A 26,201-nucleotide genomic window follows, 5' to 3' on the forward strand; every position below is an offset into this window, starting at 1 on the left:
CTTCGCCGCTGTTCGGATCGGAGTCGAACGCGACGTCCGGCATGCCCCGAAAAGCCCGTCCCTTGAGCGGCGGAACAGGCAAACGACCGTGCAACGTAGAAATTGAGCTGCTTGAGGCCGCCGGACATCCCGACGATGGGCCGCCTTCGACGCCGGTATTGTGGCAGCCGCCTTTTTTTACCGATAAACTGACATCCCGACATAGCCGCACGCATTCCCCGCCGGCCTTCTACTTGTCGCAAGTCATCGTGAAGAAATCGTCTGCCCAAGGCGATTTTGATAGATCATCTCCAATTAGATCGTGTTCGACTATTTCACTACTCCCAGATTTAAAAACGAACCGCGTAACCACGAAAAGCCGCTTGCGATCATGCACGTCCCGAAAACGGCGGGCACATCAGTCATCACCGGCATATCGCAATCCTTGAAAATCAACGACGAAGTTCGAGGAATCGATCGACTACTGCTCGGCACATTTGATCGACTCTCGGAGTTCGATTATGAGGTTGCGCAGACAATCCATCTTGACGAAAGCAAGATGCCCGAATCGAAGCTGATCATGGGCCATTTCTCTTACAGCACTTTGACGCATCGATACCCGCACGCCCAACTACTGACTTTCCTTCGCGAGCCGTTATCCCGCCTCTTGTCTCATTGGGTGTACTGGCGATGTATGTCGGACGAATATCTTGTGCGTTGGGGAAGTTGGCAAGATTGCATCAAACTCTCGCGCGGCACCCTGAAAGAATTCCTGACGGATCCACGCATTGCGTGTCAAACGGATAATCTGGCCACTCGCATGCTATTGTGGCCGGACGAACGTATCGGGAATGATTCGTTCATCTCCCCGGATCAGGACTCCAGATTACTGAGAGACGCACTGAGTCGACTCGATTCAATTGCTTACAGCGATATTATCGAGAACCCACATTTTCATCAAAATTTGAATCGTTGGTTCAGGACCGATCTGCCAATGATGCATCTTAATTCGACTGCACGTGTGCCGGAAAATCTGCGCATCCGGCTCGACAAGGAACTCGATCAGGAGACGTTGTCATTGCTGGATGACCGATGCAGGCTCGATGTGAAGCTCTGGTCCCTGCTGGCGATACGGCGATTTCCCAAGGGCGCGAAGATACCGTCGCTCCAGCGACAAATCACCATGAGGGCAATTGCCCGTTACGGGGCACTACTCGCACCGTAACGGCGGATTGCATCGTATGTTCGATGCATTGCGCCCTTTTATCCAAGAATAGTTTCAAAAATGGCTACGGTCGGCGGGGCACGCTTGGTAATACCCGCGTCCGCTATCCTCGCGTCGCGGACTTCGGCGGGAACAACGCCGATACGGCTTGAAGGGCAGGACTTGCGGCGGTCTGATATTCCGGCACCCAGCGCCGCAGATCGCGCCGCACCTCGTCGTCGCTCAGCACGCGGTTCTGCATCAGCCACGGCAGCAATTCATCGAGCAGATGATCCGGCACTTCCCGTGCGCGCGCTATCCGCAGCTTCGGATGCGGCGTGCGCGTCGTCGTTTCGTCATCCGCGAGCAGCTCCTCGTAAAGCTTCTCGCCCGGCCGCAGACCCGTGAATTCGATCCGGATCTGGCCTTCCGAAAACCCGTACAGGCGGATCAGATCACGTGCGAGATCGACGATCTTGACCGGCTCGCCCATGTCGAGAATGAAGATTTCGCCGCCGTGTCCCATACTCGATGCCTGCAGCACGAGTTGCGATGCTTCCGGGATCGTCATGAAAAATCGCGTGATCTCGGGATGCGTGACCGTCACCGGCCCCCCCTTCGCGATCTGTTGCTGGAACTTCGGAATCACGCTGCCTGCGCTGCCGAGCACGTTGCCGAAGCGCACGGTCTCGAACTGCGTGCCGCCGCTCGTTTGCTGCAGCGCTTGACAGGCCATCTCGGCAAGACGTTTGCTCGCGCCCATCACATTGGTCGGATTGACTGCCTTGTCGGTCGAGATCAGCACGAAATGACGCACCCCGTGACGAATCGCCGCGCGCCCGACGCGATACGTACCGAGCACGTTATTGCGCAGCGCCTGCCACGCGTTGTGCTCCTCCATCAGCGGCACATGCTTGTACGCTGCCGCATGGAACACGATGTGCGGAGCATGGCGCGACATCACCTGGTCGAGCAACAGCGAATCCTTCGCGTCGCCGATGATCGGCACCACCGGCTGGTCGGGGAAACGCTCGCGCAACTCTTCAGCAAGCCTGTACATCGCGTATTCGGACAGGTCGAACGCGACGAGTTGCGCCGGCGCAAAACGAAGAATCTGCCGGCATAGTTCCGATCCGATCGAGCCGCCCGCGCCCGTCACCATCACGACGCGACCGCGCAGCAGCGCCTCGACGTGCGGCGTATCGATTGTCACTGCGTCACGACCGAGCAGATCCTCGAGGTCGATATTGCGGACCTGCGACAGGAACCCCTGCCCCGGCATCAATGCGGTCAGCGACGGCAGCACCATCGCTTTCACACCGGCGCGCACGCACAGCGTCGCCACCCTGCGCTGCGTTTCGACCGATGCCGACGGAATCGCGATGATCGCGTATTCGACCTTCAGCGCGTCTGTCCAGTGCTTCAGGTCGTTGAACGAGCCGAGCACCTTGTAGCCGTAGATCTCGCGCCCCTGCTTGGTGACGTCGTCGTCGAGCAAGCCGACCAGACGCCATTCGCCCGAACGCGACAGCTCGCGCGCGAGGCTCGCGCCGGCCGTGCCGGCGCCGAGCACCAACACGGGCTTGCCCTGCCCGACCAGCCCGCCGTACAGGTAGAACTCCTTCGTCGCGCGATACAGCGCGCGCGCCCCGCCCATCGCAAGAAACAGCATCAGCGGCGACACGAGCAGCACCGAGCGCGGGATGATCGGCGATGGCTGGAACATCACGGCGCCGATCATCACGATCACGCCACCGCCGACGACTGCCTTCGAAATGCGCATCAGGTCGGGCAGGCTCGCAAATACCCACAGCCCGCGGTACAGGCCGAACAGGTGGAACATCAGCGCGTAGACCGGCAGCACCCAGACGAGGGCCATCAGCGCGCCGCTCAGGAAATCAGACGGAACGCTGCCGTTGAAACGGATGAGATAAGCGAACAACCACGACGCGACAACGGCCGTCAGGTCGAACAGGAAAGCACTCAGTGACAGCCACGATGCTTTGGATCGCAACATCGGCGGGAAACCTCACGAATTGTTTTCGGCGGCCGCCTGAAACCGGCGCCAGCGCATGTCGATCGACCATCCCATGCATGCCAGGATGGCGTACCACGCGAAGAATGACAGCCATTGCTGCCATTCCGGGCGGCCCTTTGCCCACACGGCGACGATTATGCCTGCGAGCATGATGAGGTACCAATAAAGAGCGGTCCGTCCGTGACCTACGCCCGATCGGACCATCCTTTGATAATAGTGCTCCCGGTGCGCTTGCCAGAACTTTTCGCCGCGTAACAGACGTCTCAAAAGTGTTACAGACGCGTCCGCAATAAAGGGCGCGAACACCAGGGCCGGAAACCAGATCGGCCAGACGTCCGTACGCCAGCCCCAATAGCCGAGCGCCCCGGCCAGGAAACCGAGCGGAATTGAACCTGCATCGCCGAGAAACAGCCTGGCCGGATGGAAGTTGAGTAGCAGGAAGCCGAACGCCGCGCCGGCCACCGCCGCCCCGGTCAAGGCGAGATCGGGGGACGGATGCGCGCCCGTCAACGCCGCGACCGCGTACGCGCCAAAGCCGAACAGCGCCATCCCTCCCGCGAGGCCATCTGCGCCGTCCATGAAGTTGTACAGGTTCGTGAGCCAAACCATCACGAAGCCGACGCCGACGAGCAGCCACCACGGCGCATCGGCCGGGTAGACAGCGATCAGCGCGACGACGGACGCCAGGTGCACCGAGAACCGCACGCGGGCCGGTAGCCCGCGCCGATCGTCGATCTGCGACATCGCGGCAAGCGCGGCGGCGGCGACCGCGATCAGCCACAGGTGCGGCGCCAGCGCCAGCAGCGCGACGATGCAAACCGGCACGATGCCCCACCCGCCGACGCGCGGAGTCGGCAGCGTATGGAGTGAACGATCGTTCGGGATGTCGGTGGCAAGACGCCACGCGAGGCCGGTCGCGAGCAGCACGCGCAAGATGGCCGTCGATGCGATGGCGGCGGCCAGCGCCACCGCAACGGGCCACGTGAATATCGGGAAAGGCATGTCGACTATCGTTGTGTATCGCGCGAACGATACCATGCGGCGGTCGCTTCGAGGCCCTGCCGGGTCGTATAAGGCGGTTGCCAACCGAGCACGCGCTTGATCCGGCCCGTATCGAGTTGCAGGCTGCCGGTCAGGCGGTCGATCGCCGCGCTACGGCCGGTCACCTTGCCGAGCGCACGGAGCAACGCGGCCGGAACCGGCAGAAGCCGCGCCGGCTTGCCTAGGGCGTCGCCGACCAGACGCAGCAGGCCCGTGACGGACGGTACGTCGTCATCGGCAACGTGGAAGCATTCACCGGCCGCGTGCGGGTTCGTCGCGCATTGCAGCATTGCATCGGCGAGATTGTCGACGTAGACGATGCTGCGGCGCGAGGAGACGGAACCGAGCGGCAGCGGCATCCCGCGCGCCACCGCATCCATCATTCGCAGAAAATTGGCACGGACGGACGGGCCGTAGACGAGCGGCGGCCGCACGACGACGACATCGAGCCCGGCCGATGCGCCGAACCGCGCGAGTTGCTGTTCCGCACGCAGCTTCGAGCGGCCGTATGCGTCCTGTGGGTTGGGGCGCACGCTTTCAGACAGCGGTGCGCCGCCGTCGCTTTCGCCCACCGCCTTGATGCTGCTCGCGTACACGATCCGACGCACGCCATGCTTGCGCGCGGCCTCGGCGAGACGCAGCGTGCCCGTGACGTTGGTCGCGTCGAATGCGGCGTCGGGATCGGGCGACTCGTCGCGCATGACGTGCACGCGCGCGGCGAGGTGGATCACGCAATCGGCGGTCAGGTCGGCCGGCCATTCTTCGGCGAGGCCATCGAAATCGGCGCCGCCATGCACCCACTCGCGTACGCCGTCGACGCATCCGCCCGGCCGCCGCACGAGTGCCGTGACAGCGTGCCCGGCGTCCAGCGCGAGACGGCAAACTGCGCGGCCGACGAAGCCGTTCGCGCCGGTGACAACGAGATGCGTCATGATCGCCTCCGACTCAGCCGGCGGACATCGCTACATAACCGCCTGATGCCACTGCCGATGACCACGCACGAAATCGGAGCGTCAAGCGCGCGCGTCACTACGCCACGCGCTACATCGCAGGTGGGGCCGCTTGTGCCCAGCGGGCGCACGCATACGGGAAGGGGGCCAAAGAAGAACACGGATGGCTCTCGAAAACGAGGAGGATATCGATCGTGGACACCGTCATCGATTCGCACCACCGCGCACCCGCCCGCGGTAGGGCCGATACGAATCGATGCGCGGCCTCTGAATCGGACATAAATGCTGCACCGCTGATGTGACCGGGGTCGCCCCGCCCCGGACACGGCCTCATGAAAGAAGACCGCCGTCGCCGGCATCGGGGGTTCAAACGGACGCGTGCCAAATTGTAACCGTGCCGGCTCGCGGCCTCCAAGCCGGGCGCCTCGAATAGCCGGGCCGACGGCGCTCGAACCGCTACTTGCAACCGAGCCGTACGCGTATGGGCCGCGACGGGCACGACAGCGATCAAGCCAGCAACGCATTCACCTTTTCGACGAGCGGCGCAATCATTCGCTCCCACCCATGCTCACGTTCGACGAAGGTGCGCGCTCGCGCCGCCATCTCTACCGACGCGGCCTCGTCGGCGACGAGTTGTTCGATGCAATCGACAAATTCCTCCGGCGTATCGGCGATCAACAGTTCCCGCCCCCCTTCAGCACCCAAGCCCTCATGGCCCAGCGACGTGGTAACGACGGGTAGCCCGAGCGCCATGTACTCGAGAATCTTGTTCTGCACTCCCGCGCCGATGCGCATCGGACATACGCCGATTGCGCCGTCTGACGCAGCTTGCGCAACCGACTCGACCCGGCCGGTCACTTCGACGCCGTCGTACGCGCGAAATCGTTCGGCGAGTGCAGGTACGATCGACCCCACGATCCGGAAACGATAGTCGGCACGCTTGCGCAGCAACGGCAATACGGCCCCGGCGAAAAAGTGACACATATCCTGGTTCTGGACCGTGCGCATGTCGCCGATGAAAATCACGACGCGGCTCGCCATGCTGCGCGGCGTGTACGGCAGGCCCGACAGGTCAACACCGTTCGAGCACACCATCACGTTCTTGCCCGACGCGCCGGGAAACAGGTAGTCGCGATCCGTTCTGGAAACCAGCACCGAGAGATCGAAGTCGTCGACGATCGTTCGCTCGTAGTCGAGCAGGCGCTTTGCCTCGATACCGAACACGCGCGACTTCAGTCCTCGTGCGTTCTTCAACTGCTTCACACGACTGTAGTTGAGCGAGATCGCGTCGGTCATTTCGAGGATGCGCGGCTTGTCCGACTTGCGTACATATTCGGCACAGCGCACGAGATGCACGAATACGCCATCATGCGACGGCAGCAATCTCGCCACCGCCGCCGCAAATGCGCGGCTCCGGTAGTACGCGACCTGCAACGGCGTGCGGGTCGGCAACGCGAGCAGCGTATTGAGGTACGACAGCCGGCGAGGCAGGAAGACCCGTTCGACGCGGTCGAACACGCCGTCGTCCGGCAACACGGCATGCATTTCTTCGTCGGTCTCGCACATGCTCAGCAGCGTCAGCGAGTAATGGCGGGACAGCACGCGACAGAGATGGTAGATCCGCAGCTTGTCGCCGCCGATCACCGGATACGGAAACCGCGGCGTCAGCACCAGCAGTTTCTTCTTGTTCTGGCTCATGACAGGCGGGCCCAGAAATCCTGAATCGATGGACGAACGGCAGACGCCGAATAGGTGCGCGCGCGGTCCATGCCGGCACCGACCGCCACGTCGAATCGCGTACTGTCGCCCCATACGTGGCGGATCTGTTCGGCCATGTCCTCGACCGAATAAGGATCGAACTGCAGGCCGCACTCGCCGACGATCTCGGGCATCGACGTCGTGTTGCTGCATGCGACCGGTGTACCGGACGCCATCGCTTCCAGCAATGGAATCCCGAACCCTTCGAACAACGACGCAAAGACGAACGCGCGGGCGTGGCGGTACTGCTGCCGCAGATCCTCTCGCGACACGTAGCCCAGCAGTTCGACGACGCCCCCCAGCCCAAGCGCATTCGCTCGCCCGAGAAAGTGCGCGTGATGGTCGGATTTGATTCCCGCGATCCTGAGCCGTGCGTCATCGCCCAGTGCGGGCCTCGCCATCGCGAAAGCCTGCAGCAGACGGTCAACGTTCTTGCTGGGCACTTCTCCCGCTACCGTGAACAGATACGGCTGGCGGGCAGGCCGACTGACCGGCGGCGCGAACCAGTCGTCCGAAATCGTGCACGGAATGACAGGGACGTCCGCCTCGCGCAACCCGAACCGCTCCATCAACTCTCGCTGTGTGAAGCGTGAGATGGTGAGCACGGCGTCGGCCCGGCGAACGAGCCGAGGCACCACTTGACGACGGTAAACCCGCCCAACGGTCTGATACAACGATCGCGCCGGCGGCAGCACATGCCACGGCTTCATGTAGATCAGGTCATGGACGACCGCGATCACCCGCGTGCTGCCCGTGGACCGCAGCGGCCCCGTGTTATACGGGCATAGCAGATAGTCGAGCTTCTGCTCACGGCACAAGCGCGGCAACTCGACCTGCTCCCACCACGGGAAGAAACCGTGACCGTCACTGACGAACGGCCACTCGTCGGCACTCACGCCGCTCGGCGCCAGACCCAGCACCGACGCGCTGACCGGTTCCACCAGTTGCCGGGCGAATCGCCCCATGCCGCGGTAGTTGCCCACCATCCAGGTGATATCCACCCCCAACTTCACGTGCTGCTCCTCATCCGGGCCGACTCGCAAGCGACGCGAACGCGGCCGCCGAACGCGGGGAATCGTACAATCCGGCCGACCGACATCGATACCTCGTTGCACCCCGCCCGTTCGACAAACTGCCGACGTGCACCTGCCGAGACGGCGTACGCACCACGCGAAACCGACGCGACCGTACCGAAACCGACGCTCACCCACGCCCCGCTTCGAACATCCAGCGCAACGTACTCTCCAGCGGAATGTCGTCGAGCTGCCCGATAGCGGCCTGCAACCGCGCACCATTGCCCTGCAATCGGCGCACTTCGTTCGCACGTACGAACGCGGGGTTGACCTGGACGTCGATCGTGTAGCCGGCGATCTGCTCCATCATCGCGATCACCGCCTTCAGCGACACCGCCCGGCCCGAACAAACGTTGAACACGCCGCCAGCCGGCGCTTGTTCCAGAAGACGCCGATAGGCATCCACCACGCGCCGCACGTCGGAAAAATCTCGCTCGACATCGATATTGCCGAGTTCGATCACACGCTCGCCGCGCTGGAAATGGCCGACTACCTTCGGCAGCAGAAACTGCGGCGACTGCCCGACGCCCGTGTAGTTGAACGGACGCGCAACGACGATCGGCAGCTTGTCCTGCCACAGGCGCGCCAGGTATTCCATCGCCAGTTTGCTGACCGCGTAATCGTTCGCGGGATTCGGCTCGACGGATTCGTCAATGACCTCGACCGCCGCGTTGCCATAGATATTGGCGCTGCTCGCCAGCAGAATTGCTCGCGGACGATTTGCCAGACTCGCGAGCGCCTCCAGCAAATTCCGCGAGCCGACCACATTGGTGCGATAGATCGCGTCCGCATCACCGTGCGCGACGAATGACACCGCGGCGAGATGCGCGACCACGTCCGGCTGCACGTCCGCGACGACCTTTGCCAGCGCCGCCCGGTCGCACAGATCGACCCGGTACATGCCGGCTCCGGTCGCCTCGGAGCCGTGCGTCGTGCCGAACACGCGATAGCCGGCCGCCTGCAACGACTTCGCGAGATAGTCGCCGGTGAAGCCGCCGAGCCCCGTCACCAGGGCGCGCGGCGTATCAGAACGAGAAGCCGCGTTCATTTCGGCGCAAATCTGCTTGAACCATCATCGCACACAGCTCCTCGAGCGTCGTCTTCGGCTCCCAGCCCAAGTTCTGCTTCGCCTTCTCGGGATTCCCGATCAACAGATCGACTTCGGCCGGCCGATGGAACTTCGGATTCACGCGAACCAGCGTCTTGCCGGTGGCGACATCAATACCGACTTCCTGCTCGTCACTGCCCTTGAATTCGAGGTCGACACCCGTCGCCTTGAACGCCATGCTCACGAAATCGCGCACGGTCTCGGTACGGTTCGTGGCCAGCACGTACGTGTCCGGTTCGTCGGCCTGCAGCATGCGCCACATACCCTCGACATACTCCTTCGCGAAGCCCCAGTCGCGCTTCGCATCCATGTTGCCCAGTTCGAGTACGTCGAGCTGGCCGAGCTTGATCTTCGCGACGGAGTCGGTGATCTTGCGCGTGACGAATTCGCGGCCGCGCAGCGGCGACTCGTGGTTGAACAGGATCCCGCTGCAACCGAAGATGTCGTAGCTCTCGCGATAGTTCACCGTGATCCAGTGCGCGTACAGCTTCGCCACGCCATACGGGCTGCGCGGATAGAACGGCGTCGATTCGATCTGCGGAATCGCCTGCACCTTGCCGAACATCTCGGACGTGCTCGCTTGGTAGAAGCGGATCTTCGGATTGACGATGCGAATCGCCTCGAGCAGGTTCAGCGGCCCGATGCCGGTAATCTCGGCAGTCGTGACCGGCTGGTCGAAGGACACGCCGACGAAGCTCTGCGCGGCGAGGTTGTACACCTCCGTTGCCCCGGTCGTCTGAAGCAGGCGAATGCTCGCCGACAGATCGGTCAGGTCGTATTCGACCAGATGCAGGTTCGGATGCTTGGCAATGCCGAGCTCCTCGATGCGCCAGAAGTTCACCGAGCTGGTGCGGCGGTAGGTGCCGTAGACCGTGTAGCCCTTATCAAGCAGCAACTCGGCCAGATAAGCACCGTCTTGTCCCGTGATGCCAGTGATGATGGAAGTTTTCTTAGACATAATGATCCTACTTTAAGAATACGCTTCATCGCGCATGAGAATTTTTGCCAATTGGCGGGCACTCTGCGCCCAGGTCAGGAACGGCATACCGCGAGATGAAGGCTCCTGCTGCTGCGCTCGGAGCACCAGCCATGCCTCGATCTCGGTCGCCAGCTCGCGCCCATCTTGCGCGGAAAAATAGAATGCATGCTCGCCAGCCACTTCGCGAAACACCGGCAGATCGCGCGCGATGATCGCCAATCCATGTTGCGCGGCTTCGATCAGCGGCAAACCAAAGCCTTCACCATAGGACGCCGCAATCAGACACGAACTTGCCCCATAGATTTTCTCCAAATAGACGTCCGAGGCATTTTCCAGCCAGAACAAGTGGCGCCCCTGCTCCGTGTGCGCCCGCAGGCGGGCGACCAGGTCCTCCACCATCCAGCCCTGTCGCCCCACGACGACCAGATTGACGTTCTGATTGTCGCGCCACAGCTGCTCGAACGCATCAAGTACCTGAGCATGCCCCTTGCGGGGTTCCAGCGTCCCCACCATCAGGAACGTCGGGGCATTACGCAGGTGTTGAAGCATCTTGCTTCCGTCCCGCGGGATTTCCGAAGACGTCGCGAAATTTTCGATATCCGCCCCGAGATGGAACCAGTCGATCTCGAACGAGCGTGCGCGGTCCGGAGCGTGCGTTGCGAGCCATGACGACAAATCCGCCGCCACAGCCTGCGAAATGCACAACGCGCCATCGTTCTCCGCCACGACATCGAGCCATCCCGTAAACCCATCGGCCGCGCCAGGAACGAAGTACTGAGGGAGCAGCACGCAGAGCAGATCGTAGACGACAAACTTGACCTGCACACCCTGCAATCGCATGGTTTGATAAAACGCCCGCTGCGCTGGCACGACCCGCGGTTGCAGATCCAGACCGACGAATACGTCTCCTGCCGCATAGTCGATCGGCTCGTCCTGCAGCCAGCCGTCGTCGAACCCCATCAACCTCATCGTGAACTCACGCGCATAGCGATAGGAGTCCTTGGTCGTGGCGTACACCGGTTCCACCCGGAAGCCGTCGGGCGGAGAATCCAGCCATTCCTTCAGCAGATTGCGCACCACACGCTGGATCCCGCTTCTGGCGTCCACCTGCACGAGCTCGGAGATGTCGACCAACAATTGCCGCTTGTTGTTGCGCGGAACAAAGCTCCTCGCCGCGCTCAGCGCCCACGTGCGCAACTGGTCATCGCTGGCTTGACCGGCGCGAAGCGCGATTGCGCGTGACAATACGACCGGATTCGCATTCGCTTGGAGATAGAACCGCTCGATAGCATAGCGATACTGTTGTGCACAAACGTCGGGCGCATGGGCGTTGACGATGATGTCCCGCGCGCGCGCGCCTATCCGTTGCCGGCGTGCCGGATCCGAGCGCAGCGTTTCCAGCGCCTCGACCAGTTGCTCGTCGGAAAACTCGTCCGGCAACATCCATACCGCCTCGCGATCCAGGTCTGCCATGCTTCCGTTGGCATTGACGATCGTCGCCTTGCCGTAATTCATGCAGTCCAGCACCGTCCCGGACGTCTCGCCGCGAGACAGCGTACGCAACTGCACGCCGACATCGACTGCCGCCAGATACCGCCGGAACATCTGCGCATCGGCCCAACCGGTGACGCGGACCCGATCGCCCATTTGCCGAATGGTGCGCGCGAGTTTCTCGCCATACTCGGTCGGCTGATTTTCCCCGACGAATATCAGATGACACGCCCGATCGCGCGCGAGGGTCGATCGGCCCCACGCATCAAGCAGCCGGTGATTCAACTTGGACGGCCCGAGGCCACCGAACGCGCACACCACGAAATCGTCCTTGCCGATCCCCAGCGCGTCGCGGGCATCCTCGCCATGCGACGCGATACGCGCATCGCGCATGTGAGGAATGACGGTCCAGTCTGCCACGTCCCCGCCGTACCAGCGACGGGCGAGCCGGAGTGAATTGGGAGAATGGACGATCACGCCGAGGCTCTTCTGGACCACGCCCAGGCTGCACGGGTACTCCCAGACAGCGTCCGCAATATCCGCGCTCAGATGTCGTGCCCGCAGGCCGACGTACCCGTGCGCGTCATACAGTGCCTTGGACCAAGCGTCGGAACGGTTCCCGTGAATGGCCATGTGCGCAAGCACGCCCGAGAGAAAGAAATCGTGCAGAACAACGACTCCCGGCACGGCTTCCAGCAGCGAAAACATGTACTCGTGGAATGACGAGTTGCCGAAATGATAGAGCACCCGATCGTACGAAGCCGCATGTTTGCGCAGCCACGCCGGCGTTTTGACCGAGACGGGCGCGAACTGGTCGAGCCGTATTTCCCGCGCTGCCTGCGCATCGACGATGACGTCGATATCGTAAAAGCGCGCCAGTTCCGGCAGCAATTCGGCGCTGTAGTCGGCGATCCCGGTGCGGGCCGGCGGCATCGGCGACACGTAGGCCAGTTTGGGCCGTTTCGACTGGACTTCGGGCTCGCGCGTTTCGACGAGCCAAGCCCGCCGCCGCCGCTCGATTGCATCGAGCGCGCACCGCCCGCTGCGATCCCACGAGAACTTGCCCGCCTGACGCATCCCGTGTTCGATCAGTGCCTGACGATAACCCTCGTCCGTCAGGCCACGCTGCATGTGCTGCGCAATCGCGTCGTCGGATTTGGGATCGAACAGCGCCTCCTCCCAGCCAATCACCTCGGGAACGCTCGACGTATTCGCGCCGATGACGGGCGCGCCGCAACGCATCGCCTCCAGCACCGGCAAACCGAAACCTTCATGCCACGAAGGAAAGACGAACAAGCGGCACAGATTGTAGAGCGACAGCAAATCCTCGTCCGGCACAAAGCCCGTGCATACGACATCAGCCGCGTCCAGGCCGACTTGCCGGGCCAGGCGCGTCAATGCATCACGGCTAGCCGGTTGAATCGAACAAACGATCGCCAACTGGTGCGACTTCCTCAACTCGGACGGCAGCAATGCGAACGCGCGGATCATGCCTTCGACGTTCTTGCGGTGATCGATACCCCCCGTATAGAGCACGAACGGCTTCGTCAGCCCGTATTTGCTTCGCAACGCAGTTTCGCGCTCGGCAGAAATCTGCTCGGGACGGAACCATGCGTCGACATCGGCGGACATGTTGACCGACCACTCGGGCGAGAAATTCAGATGTTCGATCCCTTCCGAGCGAGACGATTCGGAAATGGCCAACCACAGATCCGCGCGTCGAAGATGTTCGATTTTCTCGAGGTACCAATCCTTGAAAAGAGGATTCTCCAGATAAGGCTTGGCATAGAGGTATGGAATCAGGTCGTACAGCGTGACGGCGACCGGGACGTTCGTCTGAAGCGCGTGAATGCTGGTGATCGAATCATCGCCGAAGCCTTCGAAAAAGCTGGCGATATAAATGAAGTCGGGCTTCAGGCTCGTCAGAAAGGCTTCATAGGTCAATTCGCTGGCGTGGCGACGCCAGCCATTGGCTTTATCCGCATGCGCGACGGGCGCTGCTGCATACCAGACATGAATGTTCTCCGCCGGGAGCAATGCCTCGAACTGCTCGCGCAGGACCCGCGCGGACTCCTCGAACGCGCCATTCAGTGCAAGTACGATTTCGTGGTCGCCGCGATTCCGGATCATCGCCTTGACGATGGACTCGGTGTAACGACCCACGCCGCGATTGCGCGAATTGAGGCTTTGCGCCCCTTGCATGTCAACAACGATACGCATTATTCAGTATCCCCATGGTCCGGCGCGAACGCTGACTTGATCGCCATGTACGCTTCGCGCGCGCGGGGTGTCAAACCGTCATCATCGATCGGCTTTCTCTGCATCGATTGCGCAGGCGCCCCCACGATGATCCGAACGAGCCTCTGCTTCACACCAGGCATCGCGCCCAGTGCTCGCACCGCCAATCGTCGCAGACGAGGGTTGCGATTGACGTACGCGACGCTTCGGAACAGCACACGCCTCACGCCGGATTTGCACGTCGCTTTCGCTCCGCGAGCGAACGTGACGGCGCTTCGCATGGGCGCAGTAACACGCCAAGACGTGCTGCCATAGACCGCCTGCAATCGCTCCGCGGCGTGCTGCGCGTCGTCCTGGACCCGCCTCAATTCGCCGGTCACTTGCGCCAGGTCGCCCCGGACACGGCCCAGGTCGCTGCGGATCTGCGCAAGCTCATCAACGGCCCGCATCAGTTCACGGCGGGTGCCGTCCACTTCTTCGCGAGTCAAGCCCAGTTCGCCATGAAGGCGCTCGATTTCGCTCTGGGTCTGTTGATGAAGGCGCCCGATTTCGCTCCGCGTCTGCTCGATCTGTTCAGCGGCATGCTCATGCGCCCTGGTGGCCCCTGCCTCGAAACGCGCAGCAAGCTCGGCCAGCGACAGCCCGTAATCGGCATCGAACGCTGCGTCGAAAAATGCCGCGTCGGCTTCACCGCAGGATTTCTGGGCAACAATGGCGTAATCCGGACTGACACCGCCGAGCACATCCATAAGATGGGCCCGCGCCCCCTCTTCCTGCAACGCTGGGGACTCCTGCAGCCGAATTCGCTTGACCCTGGCAAATCCGGCATACTCGCCCACGAAACTCAGGAGTTCCGAAGGAATCGGACGAACGTGACTCGGATCCAGATAGAAATTGCAGCCCGCGACGACGATATTTTCGGGGTTCGGCGTCTCGAGGATCAAGAGACCGCCCGGCTTCAGTACGCGCAACGCTTCGCTGACGATTCGTCGAACTTGCTCAAACGACACATGCTCGACAACGTGAAACGCTGAAACGAGCGCGTGACTATTGGCGTCGAGCGCAGCAAGATACTCGATGGCATCGCCCTGAAATACCGACAGACCGCGCTCCCGACATGCTTCCAGCATGTCGCCATCGAGGTCCACGCCGATCGCGGCGAACCCCGACTCGCCCATCAACTCCAGCCATTCACCGCGACCGCAACCCAGATCGAACGCTTTTCCGCCCGGATAGAGCCTCGCAAGGGGCGCAATAAACGGCCGGTATTTCGCCAGCCGACTTTTGATCAGTTCCCTTGAGCCTCGATGCTGATCTTCAAACGCGCGATAAAAGCTATCCACTAAGACAAACTCCTCACCATCGTCCAGCAGCCAGGCCACATCGACGAAATTATCCACCACCGGCAAGTAGCACCGCGAGAAGCGCGGCTCCTGGATCAGGTTGACGTCACGGGTGAACGCGTTCCGGGCGCAGCCCAGCGCTTTCACGCATGTGCTCCACGGCAACTTGCCCGCACAACAGTGCGGCGATATGTCGACATCAGACCCGCGGCACGCCTGCGCCGCGAGCAGGCCATCGCTGGTCAAGAACGGCACAGCCGCGCCAAGCCGGAATTCCGAACCCGGACTGGAATTCCCGCTTGGCGCTTCACGCCATGAGCCCCGCTAGATCCGAAGGACTGGCGTCATTCCCGGCATCAAGCCCGGCCGTATACGTCTTCGAAGCGAACGATGTCGTCTTCGCCGAGATACTCGCCGCTCTGCACTTCGATCATCACGAGGTCCAGCACACCGGGATTCTCGAGGCGGTGCTTGTGACCGGCGGGAATGTAGGTGGATTCGTTGGTCCGAACGAAAATTTCCTGATCGCCGTTGACGACCTTGGCCATCCCGCACACGACGATCCAGTGCTCGCTGCGATGATGATGCATCTGCAAACTGAGGCTCGCGCCCGGCTTGACTTCAATGCGCTTGATCTTGAAGCGCGGGCCTTCCTCCAGCACCGTGTACGTGCCCCACGGGCGACTCACCGTGCGATGCAGTTTGTAGGCATCGTGATTCTGCTTCTTCAGGCGGGCTACCACCTGCTTCACGTCCTGCGCGCGATCCGGACTCGCGACCAGCAATGCGTCCGGCGTATCGATGATCATCAGATCGGTGACGCCAACCGCCGCGACGACACGATCCTGGCTCTGCACATAGGTGTTCCGGCTATCGACGAAGATCGCTTCGCCGACGGCCCGGTTGCTGTCCTGGTCCGGCACGGTCAGGTCGCGCACAGCGCCCCACGAGCCGATATCGCTCCAGCCGAAACTGGACGGCACGACCACAACCTTCGACGAACGCTCCATCACCGCATAATCGATCGAGATGTCGGGCATTTTCTGGAACGATTCGGCGGGAATCTCGAGCATCTGCGCCGAACCCTTGTCCGACTGCAGCGACGCCCAACATTCATCGGCGGCCGTCGCGACGTCCGGGGCGTGACGAGCCATCTCGTCGAGAATCACACCGGCCTTGAAACAGAACATGCCCGAGTTCCACAGGTAGTTGCCGGCTGCGACATATTCGGCAGCCTTCACTGCGTCGGGTTTCTCGACGAAGCGCAGCGCCACGCGGCCGTCCCCGACACGATCCCCCGCCTCGATATAGCCAAAGCCCGTGTCCGGCCCCGTCGGCACGATGCCGAACGTGACCAGTTTGTCCTGCTTCGCAAGTTCGATCGCGCTCGCGACCGCAGCCGAGAAACCCTGCTGATCCTGCACCAGATGATCGGCTGCGAGCACCAACATCAGCGCGTCGCGCCCGTACTTGTCCGCAACATGATGCGCCGCCATCGCCACCGCAGGCGCAGTGTTGCGACCGGTCGGCTCGAGCATGAATACACCGGACTGCTGATTGCCGAGCGCGGCATAGCCGAACTCGTCCTTGCTCATGAAGTAGTAGTCGCGGTTCGTGACCGTCAACAGTTCTCCACGCTCGGATTCCCCATCATTGCCGATCGCCGCTGCCGCCCGGCGGTAGGTTTTCAGGAGCAAGCTTTCACCATCCGCAAGCTTCATGAACGGTTTGGGATGCCCTTCGCGGGAAACTGGCCACAGTCGGGTGCCAGCACCACCGGACAGGATGACGGGGATTAACATCGCATTCACTCCAGAAATTTAGTATCCGTTGGCAAGGTCGAGGCCTTCGCCATTTGCATCAGTACACCGCCGGCATCGGTGTCAGCCGGGTCGCATCGGACCGGGCCGAAAGGAGAATTATAGCCGGCGAACCACCTTCCCCGGAAACGGCCGGGGCGCCCGGAACAACCGCCGGGGAGGGCCGGGGCATTCCCGGGCGCCCGCAACCCGTCTCGCCCGGCGCGAACGGCGCCGCGGCGCGTCATTCGCTCAAGCACAGTTGCAATGCATCGCGCCAATCCGGCATCTGCAAGCCGAATGCCGCCGTCAGCTTCCCCAGTGCCATTCGCGAATTGGCCGGCCGCGTTGCGGCCGTCGGATAGTCATCCGAGGAAATCGGCACCACCCTCGGCGCGCGCGAAGCCATCGCGATAGCGAATATCGCTTCGGCAAAGCCGCACCAGGAGGTCGCGCCGGCAGACGTAAAGTGGTAGATACCCGACTGGCGTGCCCACCAGTCGGCGTCAACCGATGCAACGCCCTGGGCGACGATGTGCGACGTCGCGGCAGCGATTGTCCTGGCCCAGGTCGGCGCGCCGACTTGATCCGCCACGACCCGCAACTCAGAGCGCTCGGCGCCCAGCCTCAGCATCGTCAGCAGGAAGTTGCTGCCACGCCGGCCATATACCCAGCTCGTGCGCAAGATCAAATGCGCACATCCGGTCGCCGCGATCGCGTGTTCGCCCTCGAGCTTCGTCGCTCCGTATGCATTCAGGGGATTCGTCGCGTCGGTTTCCACATACGCGCCCGCTTTCGCACCGTCGAACACATAATCGGTCGAGTAGTGAATCAGCGCGCCGCCGCTACGCGCCGCCTCCTCGGCAAATACGCGCGGCACGTCGACATTCAGGCGTCGCGCAAGCTCGATGTCGTTCTCTGCCTTGTCCACCGCCGTATAAGCGGCCGGATTCACGATCAGGGACGGCTTCAGATCCCTGACGAAAGCGCGCACACGATCGAGATCGGAAAGATCGAGCGTCGACCGGTCACACGGCACCACTCGGCCGAGCCCCTGGAGCGATCGCAACAATTCGAAACCAACCTGGCCGTTTACCCCGGTCACGAGAATCGTCGACTGCTGCCTCATATCAGGCCTCAAACGTACACCTCGGCTTCGCTGAGTCGTGCGCCCGCGGCATCCTTGGGCGCCAGCAATGGCGCCACATCGAGTGGCCATTCGATCCCGATCTCAGGATCGTTCCACACGATACAGCGCTCGTGCTCCGGGTACCAGTAATCGGTCGTCTTGTACAGGAACTGCGCAACGTCGGACAGCACGACGAAGCCGTGCGCAAAACCGGGCGGAATCCATACCTGCCGATGGTTCTCGGCCGACAGCACGACGCCGACCCACTTGCCGAAATTCGGCGAGTGCTTGCGGATATCGACCGCGACGTCGAATACCTCGCCTTCCACGACGCGCACAAGTTTTCCCTGCGCGTGCCGAATCTGGTAGTGGAGGCCGCGCAGCACCCCCTTTGTCGAGCGCGAATGATTGTCCTGAAGGAATTCGACGCCCGCCGCCACGTGTTCCGCGAAGTCGCGCGCGTTGAAGCTTTCATAGAAATGGCCACGCGCATCGCCGAAGACCTTCGGTTCGATGATCTTGACTTCCGGCAGCGCCGTTGCCGTTACTTGAATTGCCATGCGACCTGATCCAAAAGAACGTGTTCGAGATAGCGCCCGTAGCCGTTCTTCGCCAGCGGCACGGCAAGCTTGCGCAACTGATCCGCGTCGATCCACTGTCTGCGATAGGCGATCTCTTCGGGACAGGCAACAACGAGCCCCTGACGCTTCTGCAACGTCGCGATGAACGTTGCCGCATCGATCAACGAATCGTGCGTGCCGGTATCGAGCCAGGCATAGCCGCGCCCCATGATCTCGACGTCGAGCTTGCCATCGGCGAGATAGCGTGAATTCACGTCGGTGATCTCGAGTTCGCCACGCGCGGATGGCTTGATATCGGCGGCGATGTCGCACACCTGATTGTCGTAGAAGTACAAGCCTGTCACCGCATAATTCGAGCGCGGCACGGCTGGCTTTTCCTCGATGGACAGCGCGCGAAATTGCGTGTCGAATTCGACGACGCCGTAACGCTCCGGATCCTGCACGTGATATGCGAACACAGTCGCACCCGACTCCTTCGCGTCCGCCCGCTCCAGTTTTTTCGCCAGATCGTGCCCGTAGAAAATGTTGTCACCGAGAATCAGCGCCGACGGATCGTTGCCGATGAATTCCCTGCCAATGATGAATGCCTGGGCGAGCCCGTCCGGTGACGGCTGCACCGCGTAGCGGATATTCATCCCCCATTGACTGCCATCGCCAAGCATCGCCTCGAAGCGCGGCGTATCCTGCGGCGTCGAAATGATGAGTACGTCGCGGATCCCGGCCACCATCAGCGTGGACAGCGGATAGTAGATCATCGGTTTGTCGTAGACCGGCAGGAGCTGCTTCGATACGACATGCGTGATCGGATACAGTCGCGTGCCGGAACCGCCCGCGAGAATGATGCCTTTACGTGCCATCGGCCATGCCCTCAAGTGCGTTGCGCGTAATTCGTCTCGACCCACTTGCGATATTCGCCCGATACGACATCGTCAACCCAAGCCTGATTGTCGAGATACCAGCGTACCGTCTTCGCCAGCCCCGTCTCGAACGTCTCCACCGGCTTCCACCCCAGTTCGCGTTCGAGCTTGTGCGCGTCGATCGCATAGCGGCGATCGTGGCCTGGACGATCCGTCACGTAGGTGATCTGGTCACGATAGGAACCCGTCGCCTTCGGACGCGCGCTGTCGAGCAGGTCGCACAGCGTATGCACGACGTCGAGATTCTTCTTCTCGTTCCAGCCCCCGACGTTGTACGTCTCGCCCGGGACGCCACGCGCAAGTATCTCGCGGATGGCACTGCAATGATCGCCGACGTACAGCCAGTCGCGCACGTTCTGGCCGTCGCCGTAGATCGGCAGCGGCTTGCCCGCAAGCGCGTTCGCAATCATCAGCGGAATCAGCTTCTCGGGAAACTGATATGGGCCATAGTTGTTCGAGCAGTTCGTCGTCAGCGTCGGGAGGCCGTACGTATGGTGATAGGCACGCACCAGATGATCGGAGCCGGCCTTTGTCGCCGAGTACGGGCTGTTCGGCGCGTATGGTGTCGTTTCGGAGAATTGCGGATCGGTCGGGGATAGCGAGCCGAATACCTCGTCGGTCGACACGTGCAGGAAGCGAAATCCGGCCTTGTCGGCATCACTCAGCCCGCTCCAGTGCGCGCGCGCCGCATCGAGCAACGTAAACGTGCCGACGACATTGGTCTGCACGAAATCGGCGGGGCCATGGATCGAACGATCGACGTGGCTTTCGGCGGCGAAGTGCACGACTGCACGCGGCTTGTGTTCGGCAAACAGTGCGTCGAGCGCGGCGCGATCGCAAATATCGACACGCGCAAATACGTGCTTCGGATTATCAATCAGCGACTGCAGCGTGCGCAGATTGCCCGCATAGGTCAGCTTGTCGACATTGAGCACGGGTTCGTCGTGGTGGTGTAGCCAGTCGAGAACGAAGTTGGCACCGATAAAACCCGCACCGCCCGTCACCAGAATCATGGGACTCCCTCTAGAAATGTGCGGCACGCCCGGTCGGGGCGCTCGTCGCATGACATATCACGGGTGGCAACGCCCGAGCCTCGTCAGGCCCGGATTTTAACCGGTCACCATGAGCGTCAATGTCACGAAGTGCTAATTTTTGCGAGAAAATGCAATTATAGGAAATCGCATCAAGCAAAATTCATGCCTGCAACAAATTGATACAACAATTGTAAAAAAATCAACCGGCTGAAGCGACGCCAAGATCGCGCCCGATGGAGCGTTGTCTGTTCTACCGAGCCACCAACGTGTCTCTTACCCACTCACTCGGAACGAACTGCGATGCAGGAAAATCTGGCGACTCAGAGCATTCCGGCACGGGGCGAACAAGCCGCGATCGTGTCCGGCCCGCACTCCCCCTATCATTGTCGCGCCCCATATCGGCCGCAGCACTCGCCGCTGTGAGTAGGAAATGGGCCCAGGTCGCTGTCGAACGACTGTTGCTTGCTCACTGTCTTTGGCCGGCTCTGATCAGTATGCGAGGGGGGGGCGGCGTCAGGACTGCTGCCACGCTCCTGACCTCGGTTGCCCACAAAGTCTTCAGCCGCCCATCGACCTAAGCCGACCCGTGCTCCCCGTTGCCCGACACTTAGGCCCGTCGAGCCGCGGCGAGCATCCTCCGGGCGCGGCAACAAGGTGCTCAAGCGCACCTTGCCCCAGCCGCCTTCTCGGCATTGCGAGACGGCGCCTCGCGGGCTGACCACGCCCACAAGATCCAACAGGGCAACCATCACAATCAAGCGCTCATCGCACTCTCGTTATGGAACACGACTGTCCGGCAAGTGCCACCTGCTAAAGTCGCTCCATCCAGTTTCGATAGGCCGATGCACGCGTCAGAAAGTATGGCCGAATCGCATAGCCCAAGGTATCGAAAACTCTTCGATGCCTTCGGTAGATACGAATGGCATCTTGCGGGACAATCAAACGCCGCCAGAGCCCTGGGCTTCCCTGCCATCCGTGCCGGTTCGGCGTCGCACGCATCTTCTCGAGACTGAGGTGCGCCAGCCAGGGAACGACGTCCTGTGCACTACCCCCTAATGCAGCGATCTGATTGCCAAGCACCACTTCAGGGTTCGCAACGGCATCTTCGTATCGAAGACGAAGCACATCGGGATCGTTCCACCATTGATAGGTGATCGAAAGCAGATCTTCGGCACCCATGCTGAGAGCGTACTCGAGAAACTCGGCCGAGGACGGGCTGGCGCTCGCCAGCTCCGCAGGCAATTTCACATTCCCTTCAAGCCATCGGCTCGTTCCCGGTTCGTATCGAATGTAGTGCAGCGCCGATACAAGAACGTCGAGTGGATGTCTTGCTACGGTCAATATCCGAAATTGATTCGCGCGAAGCCAAGCTTGAAAGTTCGGCTCGCGATACCAATGGATCTGAAGGAAGCACCTCGGCGGTAAAACAGCCGGAGCATCCAGATAATTGTGAACTGCGATCTCCTGCATGGACAGTGCGCCTGCGAGCGTTGATCTGATCCATGAATTACCGCTTCGCGGGGAACTCACCACCGCGATACGCAAAATTTCGCTAGACGGGCAATCCTGAGCGTTGGTGGACAAACTATCTCCTGTAACTCGCATATACAATCCAGATAACGAAAGGTCTCACGCAGCCGCCTCAATCGGCGATGTCCCTTCCTCACCCACTCTGCCGCACGGCGGAGCAATGACAGCGGAAGTCATGGCTCCAGCCCCGAAAGTTGCGTCGCGCCGATCCCAACGCTTGTATCGCTGGCCCGTGCTGGAATCACACGTCTGACAACATCCGACAATCCGCCGATCGGCCGTACCGATTCGACCGACCGGCGACACATCTTACGGTTTTCCGTCAGCTCCAGCGCGCTTCACGCCCCGTATGCCTTGCGGTTCAAAACGTGAAGCAGGCATTCAGTGACGTGCGGCCTCTGCCTCTTCGGCGGAACAAAAAACGAGTTCAATGTCCGGATTCATATACGACACTGCTGTCGAAACGTTGCTCACAATGTGGAGAAGCACATTGCAATGTGCCATGGTCATCGCGTCGCGAATAACCTCCCAAGCCATCCTGATGTTCCAGTTATCGGGATTTGCAGCGACCAAGTGCTGTACCTGAAAACCTTCTGCGCGACGCTCCTCTGCCCCCAACTGGTCGTAGCGTGCGTCTTCAGCCTCGGTCGTTCGACGGACATCCTCATAGCAAAAGACCTTGTCGCCAAATTCTCTCTTGAAGACATTAATTACTCGGTCCTGATCCGTCGCGAGGAATACCGCCCAGTCTGGAGAATCCTCTTCGAATCCGCGAGCATCGAGCTGGCGCCTGATCCCATCTATATATGATTGAATGTGTGCAATTTTTCCGCCCGGCTGCTCGATCACGTGACTCGGATGCTTGACGTGCGCCGCGATCATAAATTTCCCGGCAAAGTTCGCCCGGAATTCGTCCAATTCACGCTGGTATGGAGCGCGCAAATGCACATGATCCTTGAACGCCTTGTTGTATTGTGAGCGGATACGAGAAAATTGGCCGCTCTTATACAATTTATACGCATGGACATAGGTAAGCTGCGGCTCACGTTCGTGATTGAACACCGCAACAGGCGGACGCCCCTTGGTGTACAAAAAGCTCTCGTCGTCCATATCTGCGTCGCTGAGGCCGTAGAGCGGCTCAAACAGCTTGGACCACACATTTCCCTCGCTCGGGCGCCCATAGCAAAAGCTCATGAATTGAGCCGTACCCAAGCGCTTGATCATGCGATCCACGTTCCAGTCCGGCAAGACCATATGACACCGCTTGTCACGCTGGTCCCACACCAAGTGGCTCATGAATGCATTGAAGACCGAGAAGAAGCCGCCGTCATGAGACTGCACAACGGTACGATCAATACCAGGAAGTGATGCAGAACGATGCCCCAGAAGGCGCTCCACGGTCGCTGGCAATTCGGCCGGCAATCGGGCGAAGCGTGAACCGCATTGCCGGGGCCGAAATGACCGAAGCTTGGTATCGATCAACTCGCCGTAATTCAGCTCCAGATTGGTAAAACTGAACTCGGCAGCGAGTTGGCGTCGCGCGCGTACCGTCGTCGCGCTTATACCAGACGAAACGTATTCAAAAGCGTCTGTGAGCGCCGTGCTGATATCGTCGATGTCCGCGGCAAATTGCCGGCCGACGACAAGATTGTCGATTTCCGGATAGCGCGCCGGCATCGCGATAGTAGCCGGTATAGCAAAGACGCCAGGCGTCGAAACTAGATCGTTATGCCCCCCGACAGCCGTTATTGCGAGTACTTTCCCCAATGCCAGAGCTTCTCGCGGCCCAATGGAATATCCTTCGCCGCGAGAGCAATTCACGAAGACATCACAATCCTCGATCAGTGCATTTTTCTCTTGATCAGTCAGGGGAGCACAACTGATGACAATATTCGTGGCTTTTCTAGAGTCGACCAGATTCTTGACGCGCTCAAAGCTTGAGCCGATAGCTAGATTCGAATGTATCGTGAGCTCCACGTCCTGTCGATCACCGAAAGCACGAATGAACCCCTCAACAAGAGCCTCCACACCTTTACGCGCGTGAAATGCGGCAATCGAACAGAATTTGATCTTGCCATTCGACGATGCTCGATAAGGGCGACTCAACAGCCCTTCAATGTCCAAGGCGAGCGGCAGTGTACCCACCCCTATCTCGACGCCCGATCTCCGAGCCACGCCCTCCAAGTGATGGCTCATGAAGAGCGCAAAATCGAAGTGCTCGTTAAGCACTTTGACCCATTGAGACGGTAGTTCATCGGAGTCGTAGGCGATATGAGCAAATCGCAATGCATCCGGCGGAACCAGCGTGTAATTCAAATCATATGCACCGTTCCATAGCACGTCCGCATAGAAGACAACCTTCGCCTGCGAAAGATCGGTGCAAACAGGAATCACCGTCCCGTTCGGCAGTACGATTTCGCGCTCTGTACGGAAATGCGGCTCGGTCGGAAAAATGGAAACATCATAAAATCGGCTCAACATCTCACACGCCGCATAAGTCACAGCGCCAATTCCAGTGCCGAAAGTACAGCGACCAATGATGCAAATCGAATTCGATACCAAAATTTGCTCCATTAATACTAGGATCGGCGTTGCATCATGCGCTTTATACATCGCAGCGGACCGGTCAATTTCCACGATGTACTCTGAAGCACCGCGTGCAGTGCGGCCGACACGCGCTCCTCTTGCAAGCGGAGCGTACCGACCATGTGCTCAAGCTCGTCGACCTTCCCCTGCAAGCGTCCGCTTTCCTGGTTCACCCACGCAACATGTCTGGCTGACTCGTCAACCCTTTCCTGCAAGCGCACTCTTTCCTGGCTCAGCCAAGCAGCATGTCTGGATGATTCGAATAGTTCCTGGTAGGCGGCGTCGCGCTCGGCGCTGAGCGCTTGTCCAGACTTTTCATTCTCGGTCAATCGGACGCGCAACTCGGCCAATTGGATCCGATGGTTCTCAAGATCTCCCTCGCTTGCCGCAAGCCGCGCCTTGAGTTGATCGATCCCGTCGTGCGAGATTTCGGGATTCTTCATGACGCAATCTTGGCTCGCGTCTTCCAAAACAACTTGCGACGCTCGCTCGCCGTGCGCCTGACTAGTCATGTTGTGATATGCGCCGTTCAACCGTACCTCTAACTCTTCTCGTGCGCTCTTTTCCAAAAGCCATCCCTTATGAGCCTCCTGCAACTGCCGCTGCAATTCAGCGAGTTGCCGCTCCAAATCCGCCGCACGCCGAATCATGTCGGACTCCGATGCCCGAATAAATCCGTCAAACCAGTTTGGCGGAACCATAAAGGCGTGCTTCAATTCGTCCATTTTTTCTGCCGACACATAGAAGCGATTCAGACCATCGAAATAGACGAAGTGATATTTTGCTTCCAGCAAAAGAACTTCCCAACCTTCATGGGACGGAATTTGGGAATTCGGCTCCGTAGCCTCGACCAGGATGATCCAGGGACGAAAGGTATTGAAATCGGCACTGGCCAGCACCTCTCTTTCGCTACCCTCCACATCGATTTTGAGAAAATGGACTGGCTTCTCGCCGACATATGTCTCGCATATATCGCGCAATGTCGTGACCGCCACCGTTACCTGGCTGATGTCCCAGTTCGCGTCCCTATACTCTTCCGCGAGTTTTGGAATACCCGTCGAAATCCCGTTACCGCCATCCACTGCGAAATACCGGGCGACCGTCTGCCGGTTCTCCACGGCGACTTGTAGATTGACGTCTTGAGGTCGCGCCCGAGCCAGCCTCTCGAACGGCCCCGGCATTGGCTCGATGTTGATGCCACGCCAGCCACGTTCGTAGAATGCTGCCGTTACCGAATCTGCATACGGTTCGGCAGCGCCGACATCTATGTAGAATCCGCGATCGACTTTAGCGAGCGCGCGCCGGAGCATCACATCTTCATAGTTCTGCGCGTACGATACAAATTTCATCGATCAAACAACTCGAATGACCACACGTTAGAGAGATGGTGTGCCGCCTCTTTACGCGCAAGCACACCAGGGGC

At 60.5% G+C, this 26,201-nt stretch carries 18 protein-coding genes; 1 reads left to right on the forward strand and 17 read right to left on the reverse strand.

Going from position 1 to position 26,201, the window contains the following annotated elements; all coding sequences use genetic code 11:
• The first annotated feature begins 301 nt into the window (after nucleotides 1–301).
• Entirely contained in the window at nucleotides 302–1,204 is a 903-nt protein-coding gene (locus QZM15_RS06900; protein WP_146075207.1) for a sulfotransferase family 2 domain-containing protein, read from the forward strand.
• A gap of 103 nt (nucleotides 1,205–1,307) precedes the next feature.
• Here the strand turns inward: QZM15_RS06900 and QZM15_RS06905 are convergent, their stop codons facing one another.
• From QZM15_RS06905 to QZM15_RS06985, 17 genes are all read right to left on the reverse strand, one after another.
• Complete coding sequence (locus QZM15_RS06905; RefSeq protein ID WP_059574191.1) at nucleotides 1,308–3,200, reverse strand: nucleoside-diphosphate sugar epimerase/dehydratase; 1,893 nt, start codon at nucleotides 3,198–3,200, stop codon at nucleotides 1,308–1,310.
• Nucleotides 3,201–3,212: 12 nt separating this feature from the next.
• Nucleotides 3,213–4,223, reverse strand: a complete 1,011-nt coding sequence (locus QZM15_RS06910) for a glycosyltransferase family 4 protein (RefSeq protein ID WP_059574192.1) — start codon at nucleotides 4,221–4,223, stop codon at nucleotides 3,213–3,215.
• Nucleotides 4,224–4,228: 5 nt separating this feature from the next.
• Nucleotides 4,229–5,194: an SDR family oxidoreductase gene (locus QZM15_RS06915; protein WP_302106091.1), complete on the reverse strand. Its 966-nt coding sequence runs from the start codon at nucleotides 5,192–5,194 to the stop codon at nucleotides 4,229–4,231.
• 525 nt (nucleotides 5,195–5,719) lie between these two features.
• Nucleotides 5,720–7,024: a glycosyltransferase gene (locus tag QZM15_RS06920; protein ID WP_230951120.1), complete on the reverse strand. Its 1,305-nt coding sequence runs from the start codon at nucleotides 7,022–7,024 to the stop codon at nucleotides 5,720–5,722.
• Nucleotides 6,907–7,971 (reverse strand): glycosyltransferase family 1 protein, encoded by a 1,065-nt coding sequence (locus tag QZM15_RS06925; RefSeq protein ID WP_226093714.1) that lies wholly within the window; start codon nucleotides 7,969–7,971, stop codon nucleotides 6,907–6,909. Before QZM15_RS06925 ends, QZM15_RS06920 begins: the two co-directional genes overlap by 118 nt.
• Nucleotides 7,972–8,173: 202 nt before the next feature.
• Complete coding sequence (locus tag QZM15_RS06930; protein WP_302106092.1) at nucleotides 8,174–9,091, reverse strand: NAD-dependent epimerase/dehydratase family protein; 918 nt, start codon at nucleotides 9,089–9,091, stop codon at nucleotides 8,174–8,176.
• The gene (gene gmd, locus QZM15_RS06935) at nucleotides 9,069–10,109 is read right to left on the reverse strand and encodes a GDP-mannose 4,6-dehydratase (RefSeq protein ID WP_059574196.1); all 1,041 of its coding nucleotides are present in this window, start codon (nucleotides 10,107–10,109) and stop codon (nucleotides 9,069–9,071) included. The genes QZM15_RS06930 and gmd overlap by 23 nt, the downstream gene beginning before the upstream one ends.
• Nucleotides 10,110–10,121: 12 nt before the next feature.
• Nucleotides 10,122–13,841 carry a glycosyltransferase gene (locus QZM15_RS06940; RefSeq protein ID WP_302106093.1) on the reverse strand — a complete coding sequence of 1,240 codons (3,720 nt, stop codon included), beginning with the start codon at nucleotides 13,839–13,841 and terminating at the stop codon, nucleotides 10,122–10,124.
• On the reverse strand, nucleotides 13,841–15,349 hold the full coding sequence (locus tag QZM15_RS06945) for a bifunctional 2-polyprenyl-6-hydroxyphenol methylase/3-demethylubiquinol 3-O-methyltransferase UbiG (protein ID WP_302106094.1): 1,509 nt from the start codon (nucleotides 15,347–15,349) through the stop codon (nucleotides 13,841–13,843). The genes QZM15_RS06940 and QZM15_RS06945 overlap by 1 nt, the downstream gene beginning before the upstream one ends.
• A gap of 209 nt (nucleotides 15,350–15,558) precedes the next feature.
• A complete protein-coding gene (locus tag QZM15_RS06950) occupies nucleotides 15,559–17,004 on the reverse strand; it encodes a mannose-1-phosphate guanylyltransferase/mannose-6-phosphate isomerase (protein ID WP_059574198.1) in 1,446 nt (481 codons plus the stop codon).
• Between the two features lie 241 nt (nucleotides 17,005–17,245).
• Nucleotides 17,246–18,130 (reverse strand): dTDP-4-dehydrorhamnose reductase, encoded by an 885-nt coding sequence (gene rfbD / locus QZM15_RS06955; RefSeq protein ID WP_302106095.1) that lies wholly within the window; start codon nucleotides 18,128–18,130, stop codon nucleotides 17,246–17,248.
• 8 nt (nucleotides 18,131–18,138) lie between these two features.
• Nucleotides 18,139–18,690 carry a dTDP-4-dehydrorhamnose 3,5-epimerase gene (rfbC, locus tag QZM15_RS06960; protein WP_302106096.1) on the reverse strand — a complete coding sequence of 184 codons (552 nt, stop codon included), beginning with the start codon at nucleotides 18,688–18,690 and terminating at the stop codon, nucleotides 18,139–18,141.
• Nucleotides 18,675–19,568, reverse strand: coding sequence for a glucose-1-phosphate thymidylyltransferase RfbA (rfbA, locus tag QZM15_RS06965; RefSeq protein WP_059574201.1), 894 nt, complete (start codon nucleotides 19,566–19,568; stop codon nucleotides 18,675–18,677). The genes rfbC and rfbA overlap by 16 nt, the downstream gene beginning before the upstream one ends.
• An 11-nt stretch (nucleotides 19,569–19,579) precedes the next feature.
• Nucleotides 19,580–20,641 carry a dTDP-glucose 4,6-dehydratase gene (rfbB, locus tag QZM15_RS06970; RefSeq protein WP_089464593.1) on the reverse strand — a complete coding sequence of 354 codons (1,062 nt, stop codon included), beginning with the start codon at nucleotides 20,639–20,641 and terminating at the stop codon, nucleotides 19,580–19,582.
• A gap of 831 nt (nucleotides 20,642–21,472) precedes the next feature.
• Nucleotides 21,473–22,246, reverse strand: a complete 774-nt coding sequence (locus QZM15_RS06975; RefSeq protein ID WP_185723024.1) for a sulfotransferase domain-containing protein — start codon at nucleotides 22,244–22,246, stop codon at nucleotides 21,473–21,475.
• 327 nt (nucleotides 22,247–22,573) lie between these two features.
• On the reverse strand, nucleotides 22,574–24,829 hold the full coding sequence (locus QZM15_RS06980) for a glycosyltransferase (RefSeq protein WP_302106097.1): 2,256 nt from the start codon (nucleotides 24,827–24,829) through the stop codon (nucleotides 22,574–22,576).
• Nucleotides 24,772–26,127, reverse strand: coding sequence for an FkbM family methyltransferase (locus tag QZM15_RS06985; protein ID WP_302106098.1), 1,356 nt, complete (start codon nucleotides 26,125–26,127; stop codon nucleotides 24,772–24,774). The genes QZM15_RS06980 and QZM15_RS06985 overlap by 58 nt, the downstream gene beginning before the upstream one ends.
• Nucleotides 26,128–26,201 lie beyond the last annotated feature (74 nt).

Source organism: Burkholderia sp. AU44665 (genome assembly GCF_030504405.1).
Taxonomy (GTDB): Bacteria; Pseudomonadota; Gammaproteobacteria; order Burkholderiales; family Burkholderiaceae; genus Burkholderia; species Burkholderia semiarida.

Bases quoted from the DNA above. Each gene is read 5' to 3' on its own strand.
- gmd (WP_059574196.1), bottom strand. From the start codon at position 10,109: ATGTCTAAGAAAACTTCCATCATCACTGGCATCACGGGACAAGACGGT.
- QZM15_RS06910 (WP_059574192.1), bottom strand. From the start codon at position 4,223: ATGCCTTTCCCGATATTCACGTGGCCCGTTGCGGTGGCGCTGGCCGCC.
- rfbB (WP_089464593.1), bottom strand. From the start codon at position 20,641: ATGATTCTGGTGACGGGCGGTGCGGGTTTTATCGGTGCCAACTTCGTT.
- QZM15_RS06915 (WP_302106091.1), bottom strand. From the start codon at position 5,194: ATGACGCATCTCGTTGTCACCGGCGCGAACGGCTTCGTCGGCCGCGCA.
- rfbA (WP_059574201.1), bottom strand. From the start codon at position 19,568: ATGGCACGTAAAGGCATCATTCTCGCGGGCGGTTCCGGCACGCGACTG.
- QZM15_RS06940 (WP_302106093.1), bottom strand. From the start codon at position 13,841: ATGCGTATCGTTGTTGACATGCAAGGGGCGCAAAGCCTCAATTCGCGC.
- QZM15_RS06950 (WP_059574198.1), bottom strand. From the start codon at position 17,004: ATGTTAATCCCCGTCATCCTGTCCGGTGGTGCTGGCACCCGACTGTGG.
- QZM15_RS06920 (WP_230951120.1), bottom strand. From the start codon at position 7,024: ATGGGGCGACAGTACGCGATTCGACGTGGCGGTCGGTGCCGGCATGGA.
- rfbC (WP_302106096.1), bottom strand. From the start codon at position 18,690: ATGGCAATTCAAGTAACGGCAACGGCGCTGCCGGAAGTCAAGATCATC.
- rfbD (WP_302106095.1), bottom strand. From the start codon at position 18,130: ATGAGGCAGCAGTCGACGATTCTCGTGACCGGGGTAAACGGCCAGGTT.
- QZM15_RS06905 (WP_059574191.1), bottom strand. From the start codon at position 3,200: ATGTTGCGATCCAAAGCATCGTGGCTGTCACTGAGTGCTTTCCTGTTC.
- QZM15_RS06985 (WP_302106098.1), bottom strand. From the start codon at position 26,127: ATGAAATTTGTATCGTACGCGCAGAACTATGAAGATGTGATGCTCCGG.
- QZM15_RS06930 (WP_302106092.1), bottom strand. From the start codon at position 9,091: ATGAACGCGGCTTCTCGTTCTGATACGCCGCGCGCCCTGGTGACGGGG.